Origin of the sequence: Streptomyces sp. MBT65 (genome assembly GCF_016612545.1) — a bacterium.
Classification (GTDB): Bacteria; Actinomycetota; Actinomycetes; order Streptomycetales; family Streptomycetaceae; genus Streptomyces.
Genome location: NZ_JAENRY010000187.1, coordinates 1 through 15,207, shown reverse-complemented (window position 1 = coordinate 15,207; position 15,207 = coordinate 1). Strand labels below are relative to the sequence as shown.

The following is a 15,207-nucleotide window of genomic DNA, read 5'->3' as shown; positions in this document are numbered from 1 at the left end:
GGGCGGTCGGAGCGCGGGCTGCGCAGCTCCGGGAGCGCGGTGGGCGGGGCGAGGTCGGGCTCGGGGCGGAGCCCTGCCGGCACCCTACGGAGCAGGCCCGGAGGCAGGGGGCGACGCACGGCGCGCTCTCAGCGGCCTGCGGCGGATGCGTATCGATGAGGCTCGGTCACGTGCCCAGCCTGCCCTCAACCGGCCATGATCGTCAGGGCCTTGGGGAGGACGGCTTCCTCGGAACCGGCAGACGCGATCGGCAGACGTGATCGGCACGCGCGCGTGGGGCCCCCGTCGGGCACACACGCGTGGCCCCCGATTCGCTACGTGCTCGGCGGATAGCCGTCGTGTGCCGCGAGGTCCTGGTCGATCTTCTTGGCGGCCTCGTCGAGGGTGGCCTTGACCGGCGCCCGATCGAAGATGATCTTCGCGAAGGCCCGGGAGAAGGCGTCGGTGATCGCCGGGTAGGCGGGCGTCTGCGGCCTGGGGCGGGCCACCCCGTCCCGGAGCTGCTCGATGAAGAGGTGCTCGGTGCCGCCGGGCGCGTACTGCGGCGAGAGCCTGATCGCGCTCTCCGTGGCCGGGATCGCCCCGTTGGCCACGGTCATCCGGTGCACCTGCGCGGGCTGGAGCAGGAAGGACAGGAAGCGCCACACGGCGTCGCCGTCGGCGTTGCCCGCGGGGACGCCCCACTGGAAGGAGCCCATGCCGGTGGCGGTCCCCTTGCCGAAGTCGGGCAGCGGGACGATCGCGACGTCTCCGGGGAACGCCTTGTTGAATTCCGGATAGGTCCAGTGGCCGCACCAGGAGATCGCGCTGCGGCCGCTGACGAACGCCTTGTCGTCCTTGACCATGTCGATGAGCCCCGCCTTGGCCCAGTTCTGCAGGTCGGTGAGGGCCTCGACCGAACCGGGGCCGTTCACATAGCCGTCGGCGGTGCGGTGGTTCCTGGGCTCGACGAGGTCGCCGCCCGCCGACCACACGGCGGGCGCGAAGCCGTAGGTGTTCCACTCCTGGCCGGGCTGCGAGTAGACGAGCCGCAGGTCGAGCGGCGCCTTGTAGCCCTGGGTGCGCAACGTGCGGAGGATGCCGGTCAGTTCGGCCGCCGTCCAGGCGTCCTTGGGGCCGGTCGGCAGGCGTATCCCGGCCTTCTTCATCACGGACTTGCGCACATACAGGCCCATGCCCGAGTCGAAGGTGCCGACGCCCCACAACCGGCCCGCATAGGTGCCCTGTTGACGGATCGTCGGCAACAGGTCGGCGCGGACGCCCGCGGGCACACAGGAGTCGATCGGCCGGAGCTTGCCCGACCAGGCGTAGCTGTAGAGGTTCGGCCCGTCGAAGTCCAGGAGGTCGGGCAGGTCGCCGCTGGCCGCGGCCGACAGCACCAGGTCGGTGTAGGCGCGGTTCTCCGGAAGGGTGACCAGCTCGACCCGCACCTGCTTCTGCCGCCTGTTGAACTCCTTCACCTGGTTCTGGAGCGTGGTGAACTCGCCACTGGGACCGGCGTGGTACCAGACGGTGATGTGCGCGGTGCCGTCGATCTTCCCGTCGCAGGTGGTGTCCTTCGGGGACGCGCTCACCCCCTTGGTGGCGCTCCCGCCGCCGTCGCACGCGGCCAGCAGCAGGGCCGCGCACGCCACCCAGGGGACCAGGGTCCCGCGGACACCCGGCCACGCGCGCGTGGCACTCGTTCGGTTCATGGCACACCCCCCACTCGACCGGACGACGCGGTCTCCCCCAGGGCGCCGTCATGCTACCGCCCGTCGAATCCCCATCGCCCTGTGTGCACGAGAACCTTCGTCCGTGGCACGGGACTTCAAGCACTTTCCGGCTAGCCGGAAGGCGCGACCGACCACCGGTTGGCAAGCTGAGGACATGTCACTGCGCTGTCTCCTCGTCGATGACAGCGCCCGGTTCCTGGAGGCGGCTCGCGCCCTTTTGGAGCGAAGCGGGGTGGAAGTCGTCGGCATCGCCTCGACGGGCGCGGACGCCGTCTCCCGGGCCCGGGAGACGGCCCCTGACGTCGCCCTGGTCGATCTCGACCTCGACGGCGAGAACGGCTTCGACGTCGCGCGCCGGCTGGTGGGCAACGTACCGGCGGTGATCCTCATCTCGACCCACTCCCGGGAGGACTTCCAGGAACTCATCGCCGCCAGCCCCGCGCACGGCTTCCTGCACAAGTCGGCCGTGTCCGCACGGGCGATCAGGGACGTGCTGGGCGACGACAGGCCGACCGCACCGCCGTGAGAGCACCCGTCGTGACTCGGCCAGGTCACATATGCCTGATGGGCGACAGGTGTTGTCGGGACTTGGTCAACACGCTTCAATGCGGGGGAACTCGGGGCGTGAACGACGGCGCGTACGGATGTGAGGACCTTCCTCCGGCGCCGACGGGGGCCCGGAGCGACTCGCGTGAACGGCCTGACCAGCCGTTGTGAACATTCACAGAAAGGGCCCCTGCATGCCGCACGCCACACAGCAGGCGGACGTCGCCACCGCGGAACTGGACTCGGCCCTGCGCGGCGGCCCCTTCCACGTCGCGCTGCGCGCCGCCATCGCCGCCCGCGGACTGCCGCTGCAGCGCGTCCAGCACCACCTGACGCGCTACGGGGTCAAGGTCGGCGTCACCAGCCTGAGTTACTGGCAGCAGGGCGCCCGCCGCCCGCAGCGCCCCGAGTCGCTGCGCGCCGTACGGGCCCTGGAGGAGATCCTCCAGCTCCCCGAGGAGTCGCTGATCCGGCTGCTCGCCGAGGCCGAGGAACGCGCCGTGGCGCAGCGCCCGGCGGCCCGCTCCTACCGCTCCTTCGTCGAGGCCTCCGGAGTCCTGGAACAACTCCTGGCCGAACTGGAGTCCTCGCTCGACAGCGGCCTGCACACCCTGGGCCACCACGAGCGCGTGCGCATCGGCCCGCACCGCGAACTGGTCGGCCGCGAGTCGCAGCACATCGTCCGCGCCCACCGGGACGGCATCGACCGCTTCATGGCCGTCCACTACGGCGACCCGGGCTGCGCCCCGGACCGCATGACCGTGCACGCCCTGGAGAACTGCCGCACGGGCCGTGTCCGCCGCCACCACGAGACCGGCATCCTGGTCGCCGAACTCCTCTTCGGCACCCGCCTGCGCTCGGGAGATACGTTCCTCTTCCGCTACGGCGTCGAGGACGGCACCGCCGGCGTCTCCCGCGAGTACCTCCGTGACTTCGGTATCGCGGGCGGCCAGTACGCGCTCCAGGTGAGCTTCGACGAGAACGCGCTCCCGGTGCGCTGCCACCGTTTCACCCAGCACTCGGCGGCGGCCCCGCGCAGCGGCCGTCAGGAGCTGCGCCTGGCCGGAGGACACCACTCGGTGCACCTCGTCGAGCCGCGGATGCGGTCGGGGATCGTGGGGATCGGTTGGGACTGGGAGTGAGCCACCGTGGCCGGGACGCCCTGTTGATCAGGCCGCCGGACCCGCGACGATCTTCCCGTTCTCTGCCGTCACCTTCAGTTCCCGCAGCGGCTCGGTGGCCGGGGCCCGGAGCACCTTGCCGGTCGTGGCGTCGAACTGGCTGCCGTGGCACGGGCAGACGAGCGTCGTACCGTCCAGCTTGTTGATGGGGCACTGCGCGTGCGTGCAGATGGTGCTGTACGCCTTGAGGGTGCCGTTCGCGGCCCGGCTGACGACCACGTTCTGATCGCGGTACAGCTTGGCGCTCCCCTTGGCGAGCTCGCTCTCCGCGCCGAGCTCCACGGGCGCGGTCGGCGTCGCCGAGGCCCCTGAGCCGCCGCCCGAGCAGGCGGCGAGTCCGAGCCCGGCGGCGGGCGTGAGGGCCGCTCCGCGCAGGACGGTACGACGGCTCGGGGCGGGGCGGCCGGGCATGGGGGTCTCCAGCTGTCGTTCGGGCTGTTCAGCGGTGGGTGCACGGCGACGATACCGGTGGGGTTCCGCCCGCTTTGAGCCGGGTTCAGCGCATGGGTGCTCACGGTACGTAAACGTTTGCGCAAGCGTTTACGTCGGGCGCCGGATGGGATACGTTCCCGACCGGAAGGCCCGCCGCGTCCGAGGCCCGCCGCACCTCGGGGAGGGGGACCCACGATGGCCACCATGGTCGACGTCGCACGGAGCGCCGGTGTGTCCGTCGCGACCGTCTCGCACGTGCTGAACGACACCCGTCCGGTGCTGCCCGCCACCCGGCAGGCCGTGCTGACCGCGATCGAGGAGCTGGGCTACACCCCCAACACCCTCGCCCGCTCGCTGGTGACGTCCCGCACCCGCTCGATCGGCCTCGCGGTGTCGGCGATCAGCAACCCGTACTTCACGGAGATCCTCCAGGGCGTCGAGGCCGGCGCCCTGGAGCAGGGCTACAGCCTGCTGATCGCCGATCCGCACGACGACCCGGAGCACGAGCACAAGGTCGTCCAACTCCTGCACGAGCGCCGGGTGGACGGCATGATCGTCGCGCCGTCGGCGGCCCCGGACGCCCTGGTCGCCTACCTCGGCCGGCACTCCGTACCGACGGTGTTCCTCGACCGGGTGGTCGAGGCGCCCTCGGCCGATGCGGTCCCCTCGGACGACGCGGCCTCCGCCGACCAGGCGGCCTCCGCCGACCAGGCAGTCCCCTCCGGCCGGGCGGTCCCCTCCGGCCGGGCATGGGCCTTCGACCAGGTGTGCGCCGAGAACGTCGAGCCGACGGCCCTTCTCGTCACGCACCTCGCCGGACTCGGTCACCGCCGGATCGGCCTCGTCGCGGGCCTGCCCGGGCTCAGCACCACCCGCGAGCGGATCGCCGGCTACCGCCACGGCCTCGCCGCCGCCGGACTCCCTTACGACGAACGGCTGTTGGCGCACGGCGACTCCGAGTCGGCCGCCGCCGAGCGGGCCACCGAGAAGTTGCTGTCCCTCGCCGCCCCGCCCACGGCGCTGGTCACCGCCAACAACACGATGACGATCGGCGCCCTGCGCGCCCTGCGCGAGCGCGGTCTGTCGGTCCCCGGCGATCTCGCGCTGTGCTGCTTCGACGACTTCACCTGGGCCGACCTGTTCGAGCCCCGGCTCACCGCGATCGCCCAGCCCAGCAAGGAGATCGGCGCCCGGGCCGTACGGCTCCTGCTGGACCGGCTCGCCTCGCCGGACCGGCCCGCCCGGATCCTGCGGCTCCCCTGCGCCTTCGTCCACCGCACCTCCTGCGGCTGCCCTGACCAGCCCGAACAGTCCAAGGAAGGAACCGCCTCGTGATCGTCGTAGCCGGTGAGGCCCTCATCGACCTGGTGCCGCAGGGCACGGGAGCCCTCGCCGCCCTGAAGCCGGCGCTCGGCGGCGGCCCCTACAACACCGCCGTCGCCCTCGGCCGCCTCGGCTCCCCCACGGCCTTCTGCTCCCGCGTGTCCGACGACACGTTCGGCGAGGCCCTCCTCGCCGGGCTGCGGCAGGCCGACGTGGACGTCCTGGACGTACAGCGCGGGCCGGAGCCGACCACCCTCGCGGTCGCCACGCTCGACGCACACGGCTCGGCCACGTACTCCTTCTACGTCGACGGCACCGCCGACCGGCTCTTCACGGTGCCCTCGGCGCTGCCCGCCGAGACCGAGGCGGTGTCCTTCGGGACCTGTTCGCTCGTCCTGGAGCCGGGCGCGAGTGCCTACGAGGAGCTGCTGCGGACCGCGGCCGGGCAGGGCGTGTTCACCCTGCTCGACCCGAACATCCGCACCGGCCTGATCGCGGACCCGGACGCCTACCGGGCGCGCTTCAAGAGCTGGCTGCCGTACGTGTCGCTGCTGAAGCTGTCCGAGGAGGACGCGCTGTGGCTGGGCGGCACCCCGCGCGAGTGGCTGGACGCCGGTCCCTCGGCCGTCGTGATCACCCAGGGCGGCGACGGCCTGGCCGCGTTCACCCAGGACGGCACGGTGTATCCGGTGCCGGGCGAGAAGGTCGACGTCGTGGACACGATCGGCGCCGGCGACACCGTCAACGCGGCCCTGCTGCACCATCTGTCCGCCCGGAACGCGCTGTCCGCGGAGGGGATGGCCGTCCTGGGCCGCGACGGCTGGACCCAGCTGCTGCGGTTCGCGGCGCGGGCGGCGGCGATCACGTGCTCACGGGCGGGGGCCGAGCCGCCGTACGCCTCTGAACTGGGCGATCTGTAGCGGGCGTTGAGCGGTGGCAGGCTCATTGCACTGCCAAGTGCGGCGCCCCGCGGGGAAGTTCCCGCGGGGCGCCGCCTTCATGTCCTCGCTCCGTGCCGGTCAGGCCTTGCGGGCTCGCGTCGTCTTCTTCGCGGGCGTGGCCTTCTTGGCGGGCGCCGCCTTCTTCACCGGGACCGCCGCCGTCTTCTTGGCCGCCACCTTGCGCGGGGCCTTCACCGGGGCCCCGTCGCTGATCCGGTCGGCGTCGAGGATCTCGCGCAGGAACTTGCCGGTGTGGCTGGCCCCTACGGCCGCGACCTGCTCCGGGGTGCCCTCGGCGATGACGAGTCCGCCGCCCGCGCCGCCTTCCGGACCCATGTCGACGACCCAGTCGGCGACCTTGATCACGTCGAGGTTGTGCTCGATGACGATGACCGTGTTGCCCTTGTCGACCAGGCCGCCGAGCACCGTGAGGAGCTTGCTGATGTCCTCGAAGTGCAGGCCGGTGGTGGGCTCGTCCAGGACGTAGACCGTACGGCCGGTGGAGCGGCGCTGGAGCTCGCTGGCGAGCTTGACGCGCTGGGCCTCACCGCCGGACAGGGTGGTCGCGGACTGCCCCAGCCGGACGTAGCCGAGGCCGACGTCCTTGAGGGTGTTGAGGTGGCGGGCGATCCCGGGGACCGCCTCGAAGAACTCCGTGGCCTCCTCGATCGGCATGTTCAGGACGTCGGCGATGGACTTGCCCTTGTAGTGGACGTCCAGCGTCTCCCGGTTGTAGCGGGCGCCGTGGCACACCTCGCACGGGACGTAGACGTCCGGCAGGAAGTTCATCTCGATCTTGATGGTGCCGTCGCCCGCGCAGTTCTCGCAGCGGCCGCCCTTGACGTTGAAGGAGAAGCGGCCGGGCAGATAGCCCCGCACCTTCGCCTCGGTCGTCTCCGCGAACAGCTTGCGGACGTGGTCGAAGACTCCGGTGTACGTCGCCGGGTTGGACCGGGGGGTGCGGCCGATGGGCGACTGGTCGACGTGCACGACCTTGTCGACGAGGTCGTCGCCGTCCACGCGCGTGTGCCGTCCGGGCACGCTCCTCGCGCCGTTCAACTCACGCGCGAGGTGCGTGTACAGGATGTCGTTGACCAGGGTCGACTTGCCGGATCCGGAGACTCCGGTGACCGCGGTGAACACACCCAGGGGGAACGAGACGTCGATGTCCTGGAGGTTGTTCTCCCGGGCGCCGTGCACCGTGAGCCGGCGGGAGGGGTCGAGCGGGCGCCGGATCTCGGGCAGCGGGATGGCCTTCTTGCCGGACAGGTACTGCCCGGTCATCGACTCCTCGTTGGCGAGCAGCTCTTTCAGGGAGCCGCTGTGCACGACGTTGCCGCCGTGCTCGCCCGCGCCGGGGCCGATGTCGACGATCCAGTCGGCGACCTTGATGGTGTCCTCGTCGTGCTCGACGACGATGAGCGTGTTGCCCATGTCGCGCAGCCGGACCAGGGTCTCGATCAGCCGGTGGTTGTCGCGCTGGTGCAGGCCGATGGACGGCTCGTCCAGGACGTACAGGACGCCGACGAGTCCGGAGCCGATCTGGGTGGCCAGGCGGATGCGCTGGGCCTCGCCGCCGGAGAGCGTGCCGGCCGCGCGGTTCAGCGAGAGGTAGTCGAGGCCGACGTCGACCAGGAACCGCAGCCTCTCGTTGCACTCCTTCAGGACGCGCTCGGCGATCTTCTTGTCGCGGGCGTCGAGCTTCATCCCGCCCAGGAACTCCGCGCAGTCGCTGATGGACATGCCGGAGATCTCGGCGATCGACTTGTCCATGATCGTGACCGCGAGGACGACGGGCTTCAGGCGCGTGCCGTGACAGGTGGGGCAGGGCACCTCGCGCATGTAGCCCTCGAAGCGCTCCCTGCTGGCGTCGCTCTCCGCCTCGCCGTGCCGGCGCTTGACGAAGGGGACGGCGCCTTCGAAGGGCGTCGTGTAGACCCGCTCGCGGCCGTACCTGTTGCGGTACCGCACCTCGATCTGCGTCTTGTGGCCGTACAGCAGGGCCTTCTTGGCGCGCTGCGGGAGGCCCGCGAAGGGGATGTCGGTGCGGAAGCCCAGCGCGTCCGCGAGGGCGCCGATGAGGCGGCTGAAGTAGTCCTTGGTGTGGCCGTGCGACCAGGGGTGGATGGCGCCCTCGTCCAGGGACTTGTCCTCGTCCGGGACGATCAGCTCGGCGTCGACCTCCATGCGCGTGCCGATGCCGGAGCACTCGGGGCAGGCGCCGAAGGGCGAGTTGAAGGAGAAGGAGCGGGGCTCCAGCTCCTCGAAGGACAGGTCGTCGTACGGGCAGTACAGGTGCTCCGAGTACATGCGCTCGCGCTCGGGGTCGTCCTCGGGGAGGTCGACGAAGTCGAGCACGACCATGCCGCCGGACAGCCCGAGGGCGGTCTCCACGGAGTCGGTGAGCCGGCGCTTGGCGGAGTCCTTCACCGTGAGGCGGTCGATGACCACCTCGATGGTGTGCTTCTCCTGCTTCTTCAGGACGGGCGGCTCGGAGAGCTGGATGGTCTCGCCGTCCACGCGCGCGCGGCTGTAGCCCTTGGTCTGGAGGCCCGCGAACAGGTCGACGAACTCGCCCTTGCGCTCGCGCACCAGCGGCGACAGCACCTGGAAACGGCTTCCCTCGGGCAGGGCCAGGACCTTGTCGACGACGGCCTGCGGCGACTGGCGCGAGATCGGACGGCCGCACTCAGGGCAGTGCGGCTTGCCGATGCGCGCGAAGAGCAGACGCAGATAGTCGTAGACCTCGGTGATGGTGCCGACCGTCGAGCGCGGGTTGCGCGAGGTCGACTTCTGGTCGATGGAGACGGCCGGGGAGAGACCCTCGATGAAGTCGACGTCCGGCTTGTCCATCTGGCCGAGGAACTGGCGGGCGTACGAGGAGAGCGATTCCACGTAGCGCCGCTGGCCCTCGGCGAAGATCGTGTCGAAGGCCAGGGAGGACTTGCCCGACCCGGACAGGCCCGTGAAAACGATGAGCGAGTCGCGTGGAAGGTCGAGCGAGACATTTTTCAGATTGTGCTCGCGCGCGCCACGGACGATGAGACGGTCGGCCACGCCGGTCCGCACCTTTCTTGAGAGAAGTGACAGGGGCGGGGCCCCCGTCGTTCTCAGACTAGGGGGAGCCACTGACAACGCCGGTCGGAATCCCGGCCGAGGCATAACAACCTCCGGCCTTCCAGCATGCCCGACGCCGCATCCGACGATATAGCACGTGCATTCGATTTACGGCACTGCTTCACCACCTTCACCCAAAGGTGTGGCGGGACTAGGGTCAGCAGCATGATTGATCACGCTCATGACCTGGCCTCTGTACGTGATGCGACCGAGCGGGTGCTCACCGCTGCCGCCGGACTGGACAACGCTTCCGTGGCCGAGCCGTCACGGCTTCCCGGCTGGAGCCGCGGCCACGTCCTCGCCCACCTCGCCCGCAACGCGGACGCCCTCGTGAACGTCCTGGAGGGGCGCCCCATGTACGCCACGGCGGGCGTCCGTGACGCCGACATCGAGCGCGACGCCCCGCGCCCCCTCGACGTCCAGCTCGCCGACCTGCGGGAGAGCGCGGCCGGCTTCCAGGCGGTCGGCGCCGCTCCGGCGGACTGGTCGCGCCCGGTGGAGCTGCGCAACGGGGTCGTCGACAGCGCCTCCCGGATCCCGTTCCGGCGCTGGGTCGAGGTCGAGCTGCATCACGTGGACCTGGGGGTCGGGTACGAGCTGGACGATCTTCCGGAGGAGTTCGTCCGGCGCGAGACCGAGTTCCTGGTCGAGCGGTTCGACGGGCACCCCGATGTGCCGTCGACACACATCACCGACGGCACGCACGCGTGGAGCACGGGCCGGGCGGCCGACAAGCCCGAACTCACCGTCACCGGAAGCCCCGTCGAGCTGCTCGGCTGGCTTTGCGGCCGGCGCGACGGGTCCGGCCTCACGGTCGACGGCGGCTCCTTGCCGACGCTTCCCCCGCTATAGGCCTCCGGCCCTCTCGTAGAGCCGCCGGTGCCACTCGTTGGCGTCGGGCGCGGGCCGGACGGTGAGCACCGGGTCCGGGCCGGTCTCGATGAGGTGGAGGAGCGTCCAGGCGACGCCGTAGCAGTCGTCCGGGCCGAAGCAGGAGACGAGCGCCCGGGCCTCCGCCGCCGTGACCGGCCTCGGGATCGCGGCGAGTTGGCGGTCCCGCCGGTCGATCTCCGCTTCGCTCGCGTCCCAGTCGGGAAGCGGGCCGTCGGCGACGAACGTGCGCACTTCGGGTCTCATGGCGGAATGATCGACCCCCGTCACCGCCGCGCTCAAGGCATCCCGGTCCCGCGCTCGAACGTCGGGGGGAAGCCGATCCCTTCGGAACGCCCTCGCCGACGGATTAGGCTGACCACCATGACGTACAGCGGCGAGGTCACGGTCGGCGGACCGGCGGATGTGCACGAACTCACGGACCTGATGATCACCAAGATCGCGGTCGGACCCATGAACAACAACGCCTATCTGCTGCGCTGCCGGGCCACCGACGAGCAGTTGCTGATCGACGCGGCCAACGACGCGGAGACCCTACTCGGCACGATCGGCGACGACGGCATCGCGTCCGTGGTGACCACCCATCAGCACGGCGACCACTGGCAGGGGCTCGCCGAGATCGTGACGGCCACGCGCGCGCGTACGTACGCGGGTCGTGAGGACGCCGACGGCATCCCCGTGGCGACCGACGTCCTGGTCGACGACGGCGACACGATCCGCGTGGGGCAGGTCGAACTGACCGCGCGTCACCTCGTGGGCCACACCCCGGGTTCGATCGCGCTCGTCTACGACGACCCGCACGGGCACCCTCATGTGTTCACCGGGGACTGCCTGTTCCCGGGCGGTGTGGGCAACACTCGTAAGGACCCCGAGGCGTTCGCCAGTCTGATCCACGACGTCGAGACGAAGATCTTCGACGCGCTCCCGGACGAGACCTGGGTCTACCCGGGACACGGCAACGACACCACCCTGGGCGCCGAGCGCCCGCATCTGCCGGAGTGGCACGCGCGCGGGTGGTGAGGTCGGCCCGATCCGCGCATCACGCGCGGGTGGTGAACACCGGGGCGTGAACCGGTGCGTGCGCGCCCCGTGTGAATCCTTCGCACGCGCCGGTGTGCCGCGCGCGCTCCCACCGCACGTGGTTGCGCGGTCAACTGGAAACAGCCCCGCTCAGGACGACGGCTCCTGCGCGGATGGGCCGCCGGTCCTTCGATCCCCGCCCTCGACCGGCGGCCCCGGCGAGCGAGTCGCGAGCGCGTCGCGGGTGGGATCGCACAGGAACTGTTCACGAGAACGCAACACCCGTTCCCAATATGCGGACATTGAGGGCTGTGACCTCGACAAACAGGACGTTTGGCTGTCACTCTCCCGCCATGCACCTTGCCCCTCGCGTACCGAGTCGCGCGATAGCCGCCGTCACCATAGCCCTCCTCGCCACCGCCGTCGGCTGTGCTCCGCAACCGGAGGACAAAGCCTCCGACCAGGCCTCCGGTTCGACCGCGACCACCTGCGCCAAGGGCAAGTTGGCCACCCAGACCTCCGGCAAGCTGACGATCGCGACGGACGAACCGGCGTACGAGCCCTGGTTCGAGGACGACAAGCCGGCCAACGGCAAGGGCTTCGAGTCGGCGGTCGCGTACGCCGTGGCGAAGCAGCTCGGCTACGACAAGAGCGCCGTCGTCTGGCAGAGCGTCCCCTTCAACAAGGCCTTCGCGCCCGGGGTGAAGACCTTCGACTTCGACATCAACCAGGTGTCGATCAGCGCCGAGCGCAAGAAGGCCGTCGACTTCTCGTCCGGCTACTACGACGTGCGCCAGGCCGTCATCGCGCTCAAGAGCAGCAAGGCCGCCAAGGCGACGAGCATCGCGGGCCTGAAGGGCCTCAAGCTGGGCGCCCAGGTGGGCACCACGAGCCTGAACTACATCAGCGACGTGGTGAAGCCCACGCAGCAGGAGGCCGCGTTCTCCAAGAACGACCAGGCCGTCTCCGCGCTCAAGAACGGCCAGGTCGACGCGATCGTCGTCGACCTGCCGACCGCCTTCTACATCACCTCGGCCGAGGTGACCAACGCCAAGATCGTCGGCCAGTTCGAGAACCAGGGCGGCACTCCTGAGCAGTTCGGGCTCGTCCTCGACAAGGGCAGCGACCTCACGTCCTGCGTGACCTCGGCCGTGGACGCGCTCCGCAAGGACGGCACGCTGGCCGCGCTGGAGAAGCAGTGGCTGTCCGACGCCGTCGACGCCCCGGTCCTCAAGTGACCGTGGTGAAGGGCGAGTCGGGCCGGGAGGGCGCGGACGACAAGGGCGACATGCCCGGCGGGGGCGACACGTACGTCCCCTCCGAGCGCCGCCTGGAGCGCGAGCGGCACAAACGCGCGCGTGCCCGTCGCGCGACCGCGATCGCCGCGGTGTCGACCCTGGTCACGGCCGTCGTCCTCTACGTGGTCGTGGTCAGCGCGCCGGGCTGGGAGCGCACCAAGGAGACGTTCTTCGACGGGCACTACGCGCGCGAGGCGTTGCCCAAGGTCCTAGAAGGGCTGTGGCTGAACATCCGGCTGCTGCTGATCTGCGGTGTCCTGGTGCTCGTCCTGGGGATGCTGATCGCCATCGCGCGCACCCTGCGCGGCCCGGTGTTCTTCCCGCTGCGGGTGCTGGCCGCGGCGTACACGGACTTCTTCCGCGGACTGCCGCTCATCATCAACCTGATGATCGTGGTCTTCGGAGTGCCCGCTCTGCGCCTCCAGGGCGTGACCGTCGACCCCGTGTGGCTGGGCGGTGCGGCGCTGACGCTGACGTACTCGGCGTACGTCGCCGAGGTGTTCCGCGCGGGCATCGAGTCCATCCACCCCTCGCAGCGTGCCGCGGCACGCTCCCTGGGCCTGACCAACCGGCAGGCGCTGCGGCACGTGGTGCTCCCCCAGGCCGTACGCCGACAGGTGCCCCCCTTGTTGAACGATCTGGTGTCCCTCCAGAAGGACACCGGGCTCGTGTCGATCGGCGGCGCGATCGACGCCGTACGGGCGTCCGACATCATCGCGCAGCGCGCCCTGAACTACACGCCGTACATCGTCGCGGGGCTCGTCTTCGTGGCGCTGACCATCCCGATGACCCGCTTCACGGACTGGGTGACGGCACGGATGGACCGGCAGCGCGCCCAGGGAGGCACGACATGAGCACCGACACCACTTCCCCCGTGCTGCGCATGGAGTCCGTCCGCAAGACCTTCGGTACGTCCGTCGTCCTGCGGGACGTCGACCTGGAGGTGCCTCAGCACACCGTGACCGCCCTGATCGGCGCGTCCGGCTCCGGCAAGTCGACGCTGCTGCGGTGCGCGAACCTCCTGGAGGACATCGACGACGGCGCGATCTGGCTGGACGGCGAGGAGATCACCGACCCGCGCGTCGACCAGGACGCGATACGGCGCCGTATCGGCGTGGTGTTCCAGGCGTACAACCTGTTCCCGCACATGACGGTCCTGGAGAACATCACCCTGGCCCCGCGCCGGGTGCACGGCGCGTCCCGCGCGGAGGCCGAGGCACACGCGCGTGAGCTGCTGGAGCGGCTCGGGCTCGGGGACAAGGCGGGCGCCTATCCGGACCGGCTGAGCGGCGGTCAGCAGCAGCGGGTCGCGATCGTGCGCGCCCTGGCCGTACGTCCCCGGCTGCTGCTCTTCGACGAGATCACCGCCGCGCTCGACCCCGAGCTGGTCGGTGAAGTGCTCGCCGTCGTCCGGGACTTGAAGGACGAGGGCATGACCATGGTGCTGGCCACGCACGAGATGGGCTTCGCCCGGGATGTCGCCGACCAGGTCTGCTTCCTGGACGGAGGCGTGGTCCTGGAGCGCGGCACCGCCCAGCAGATCTTCGGCGACCCGCAGCAGGAGCGCACACAGCGCTTCCTGCGACGGATCGTGGAGGCGGGCCGACTGTGACCGGCCGCCCGTGACAGGGCGTCTGTAACTGGTGGTCTGTAAGGGGCATACGCCTGGAGGCCGGTGCTTACGCCTTATGCATCGGCTTTCCCTGCCCCCGCAAGCGCGGCGACCCGCTCCACCCCGAACACGTACCCCTGCACCCCGCATCCCGCGATGACACCGTCGGCACGCAGCGAGACGTACGAGTGGTGCCGGAACGACTCGCGCTGGTGGATGTTGGAGATGTGGACCTCCAACACCGGTAGCCCGTCACAGGTGTTGAGAGCGTCCAGGATCGCGATGGACGTGTGCGAGTACGCCCCCGGGTTGATCACGATGCCGCAGTGGTTCAGCCGCGCCTCGTGGATCCAGTCGACCAGTTCGCCCTCGTGGTTGGACTGCCGGAAGTCCACCGTGCCGCCGTGCCCGGCCGCCGCCTTCACGCACAGGGCCTCGACGTCGGCGAGCGTGTCGGAGCCGTAGATCTCCGGCTGGCGCTGGCCCAGAAGGTTCAGGTTGGGGCCGTTGAGGATCATGATCGGGGCGTTGGCCAGGGTGCGGGGCACGGTTCCTCCGGTCCGTTCGGACATGTCGTCGCAGGCGGGGCCGCCGGTCGACGGCCGCTGCTCGGACCCGGTCTATCACGCCGCCTCCGCACCACCGCGCGCCCCCGTAACCGTCGTTCACTGTGGGTAGTTGACGCGGCATGCGTGATGCACCCACCGTAAGCACCCCGTCCATGCTCCGCCTCGCGACCGCCTCACTCGCCGGCACCGCGATCGAGTTCTACGACTTCTTCGTCTACGGCACGGCGGCGGCCCTGGTTCTCGGCCCGCTGTTCTTCCCGACGTTCTCGCCGGTGGCGGGGACCCTGGCCGCCTTCGGGACGTTCGGTGTGGGCTTCGTGGCACGGCCACTGGGCTCGATCCTGTTCGGGCACTTCGGGGACCGGCGCGGACGGCGGCCGGTCCTGGTCGCCTCGCTGCTGCTGACCGGTGCCTCGACGGTCGCGGTGGGCTGCGTACCGTCGTACGGCTCGATCGGGGTGGCCGCTCCCGTGCTCCTCCTGGTGCTGCGTTTTCTCCAGGGGCTGGGGCTCGGCGGGGAGTGGGGCGGGGCAGTGCTGCTGACCGCCGAGCACGCGCCCGC

At 70.5% G+C, this 15,207-nt stretch carries 15 protein-coding genes; 10 read left to right on the top strand and 5 right to left on the bottom strand.

Annotated features, from left to right (window positions below):
* Positions 1-314: 314 nt before the first annotated feature.
* Positions 315-1,694: a sugar ABC transporter substrate-binding protein gene (locus tag JHN63_RS33595; protein ID WP_200687864.1), complete on the bottom strand. Its 1,380-nt coding sequence runs from the start codon at positions 1,692-1,694 to the stop codon at positions 315-317.
* Between the two features lie 175 nt (positions 1,695-1,869).
* Here JHN63_RS33595 and JHN63_RS33590 point away from each other — a divergent pair, with 175 nt between their 5' ends.
* Positions 1,870-2,241 carry a response regulator transcription factor gene (locus JHN63_RS33590; RefSeq protein ID WP_200687862.1) on the top strand — a complete coding sequence of 124 codons (372 nt, stop codon included), beginning with the start codon at positions 1,870-1,872 and terminating at the stop codon, positions 2,239-2,241.
* 214 nt (positions 2,242-2,455) lie between these two features.
* The gene (locus JHN63_RS33585) at positions 2,456-3,403 is read left to right on the top strand and encodes a hypothetical protein (protein WP_200687860.1); all 948 of its coding nucleotides are present in this window, start codon (positions 2,456-2,458) and stop codon (positions 3,401-3,403) included.
* A gap of 27 nt (positions 3,404-3,430) precedes the next feature.
* Here the strand turns inward: JHN63_RS33585 and JHN63_RS33580 are convergent, their stop codons facing one another.
* Positions 3,431-3,853 (bottom strand): Rieske (2Fe-2S) protein, encoded by a 423-nt coding sequence (locus tag JHN63_RS33580; RefSeq protein ID WP_200687858.1) that lies wholly within the window; start codon positions 3,851-3,853, stop codon positions 3,431-3,433.
* Positions 3,854-4,069: 216 nt separating this feature from the next.
* On the opposite strand from JHN63_RS33580, the gene JHN63_RS33575 reads away from it, so the two are divergent.
* Both JHN63_RS33575 and JHN63_RS33570 read left to right on the top strand, forming a co-directional pair.
* Positions 4,070-5,209 carry a LacI family DNA-binding transcriptional regulator gene (locus tag JHN63_RS33575; RefSeq protein ID WP_200687849.1) on the top strand — a complete coding sequence of 380 codons (1,140 nt, stop codon included), beginning with the start codon at positions 4,070-4,072 and terminating at the stop codon, positions 5,207-5,209.
* On the top strand, positions 5,206-6,117 hold the full coding sequence (locus JHN63_RS33570) for a carbohydrate kinase (RefSeq protein WP_200687847.1): 912 nt from the start codon (positions 5,206-5,208) through the stop codon (positions 6,115-6,117). Before JHN63_RS33575 ends, JHN63_RS33570 begins: the two co-directional genes overlap by 4 nt.
* A gap of 99 nt (positions 6,118-6,216) precedes the next feature.
* Here JHN63_RS33570 and uvrA read toward each other — a convergent pair whose 3' ends face one another.
* Complete coding sequence (uvrA, locus tag JHN63_RS33565) at positions 6,217-9,195, bottom strand: excinuclease ABC subunit UvrA (RefSeq protein WP_200687845.1); 2,979 nt, start codon at positions 9,193-9,195, stop codon at positions 6,217-6,219.
* A 225-nt stretch (positions 9,196-9,420) separates the two neighbouring features.
* Here uvrA and JHN63_RS33560 point away from each other — a divergent pair, with 225 nt between their 5' ends.
* Positions 9,421-10,107: a maleylpyruvate isomerase family mycothiol-dependent enzyme gene (locus JHN63_RS33560; protein ID WP_200687843.1), complete on the top strand. Its 687-nt coding sequence runs from the start codon at positions 9,421-9,423 to the stop codon at positions 10,105-10,107.
* Here the strand turns inward: JHN63_RS33560 and JHN63_RS33555 are convergent.
* Positions 10,102-10,392 carry a hypothetical protein gene (locus JHN63_RS33555; RefSeq protein ID WP_234478098.1) on the bottom strand — a complete coding sequence of 97 codons (291 nt, stop codon included), beginning with the start codon at positions 10,390-10,392 and terminating at the stop codon, positions 10,102-10,104. The two genes, JHN63_RS33560 and JHN63_RS33555, sit on opposite strands and share 6 nt — an antisense overlap.
* A 117-nt stretch (positions 10,393-10,509) precedes the next feature.
* Here JHN63_RS33555 and JHN63_RS33550 point away from each other — a divergent pair, with 117 nt between their 5' ends.
* The 4 genes from JHN63_RS33550 (at position 10,510) to JHN63_RS33535 (ending at position 14,076) form a co-directional block, all read left to right on the top strand.
* Complete coding sequence (locus tag JHN63_RS33550; protein WP_200687841.1) at positions 10,510-11,166, top strand: MBL fold metallo-hydrolase; 657 nt, start codon at positions 10,510-10,512, stop codon at positions 11,164-11,166.
* A gap of 353 nt (positions 11,167-11,519) precedes the next feature.
* Positions 11,520-12,404, top strand: a complete 885-nt coding sequence (locus JHN63_RS33545; protein WP_200687839.1) for an ABC transporter substrate-binding protein — start codon at positions 11,520-11,522, stop codon at positions 12,402-12,404.
* Positions 12,401-13,318, top strand: a complete 918-nt coding sequence (locus JHN63_RS33540) for an amino acid ABC transporter permease (protein WP_200687837.1) — start codon at positions 12,401-12,403, stop codon at positions 13,316-13,318. The genes JHN63_RS33545 and JHN63_RS33540 overlap by 4 nt, the downstream gene beginning before the upstream one ends.
* On the top strand, positions 13,315-14,076 hold the full coding sequence (locus JHN63_RS33535; protein ID WP_234478097.1) for an amino acid ABC transporter ATP-binding protein: 762 nt from the start codon (positions 13,315-13,317) through the stop codon (positions 14,074-14,076). Before JHN63_RS33540 ends, JHN63_RS33535 begins: the two co-directional genes overlap by 4 nt.
* Before the next feature lie 74 nt (positions 14,077-14,150).
* Here the strand turns inward: JHN63_RS33535 and aroQ are convergent, their stop codons facing one another.
* A complete protein-coding gene (gene aroQ / locus JHN63_RS33530; RefSeq protein ID WP_026178372.1) occupies positions 14,151-14,624 on the bottom strand; it encodes a type II 3-dehydroquinate dehydratase in 474 nt (157 codons plus the stop codon).
* A 173-nt stretch (positions 14,625-14,797) separates the two neighbouring features.
* Between aroQ and JHN63_RS33525 the strand changes: the two genes are divergently transcribed.
* Positions 14,798-15,207: MFS transporter (locus tag JHN63_RS33525; RefSeq protein WP_200687835.1), on the top strand; the 410-nt coding region annotated here is incomplete at its 3' end.

Excerpts from the sequence above, each read along its gene's own strand:
- JHN63_RS33595 (WP_200687864.1), bottom strand. The coding sequence starts at position 1,694 with ATGAACCGAACGAGTGCCACGCGCGCGTGGCCGGGTGTCCGCGGGACC.
- JHN63_RS33590 (WP_200687862.1), top strand. The coding sequence starts at position 1,870 with ATGTCACTGCGCTGTCTCCTCGTCGATGACAGCGCCCGGTTCCTGGAG.
- JHN63_RS33585 (WP_200687860.1), top strand. The coding sequence starts at position 2,456 with ATGCCGCACGCCACACAGCAGGCGGACGTCGCCACCGCGGAACTGGAC.
- JHN63_RS33580 (WP_200687858.1), bottom strand. The coding sequence starts at position 3,853 with ATGCCCGGCCGCCCCGCCCCGAGCCGTCGTACCGTCCTGCGCGGAGCG.
- JHN63_RS33575 (WP_200687849.1), top strand. The coding sequence starts at position 4,070 with ATGGCCACCATGGTCGACGTCGCACGGAGCGCCGGTGTGTCCGTCGCG.
- JHN63_RS33560 (WP_200687843.1), top strand. The coding sequence starts at position 9,421 with ATGATTGATCACGCTCATGACCTGGCCTCTGTACGTGATGCGACCGAG.
- JHN63_RS33555 (WP_234478098.1), bottom strand. The coding sequence starts at position 10,392 with ATGAGACCCGAAGTGCGCACGTTCGTCGCCGACGGCCCGCTTCCCGAC.
- JHN63_RS33550 (WP_200687841.1), top strand. The coding sequence starts at position 10,510 with ATGACGTACAGCGGCGAGGTCACGGTCGGCGGACCGGCGGATGTGCAC.
- JHN63_RS33545 (WP_200687839.1), top strand. The coding sequence starts at position 11,520 with ATGCACCTTGCCCCTCGCGTACCGAGTCGCGCGATAGCCGCCGTCACC.
- JHN63_RS33535 (WP_234478097.1), top strand. The coding sequence starts at position 13,315 with ATGAGCACCGACACCACTTCCCCCGTGCTGCGCATGGAGTCCGTCCGC.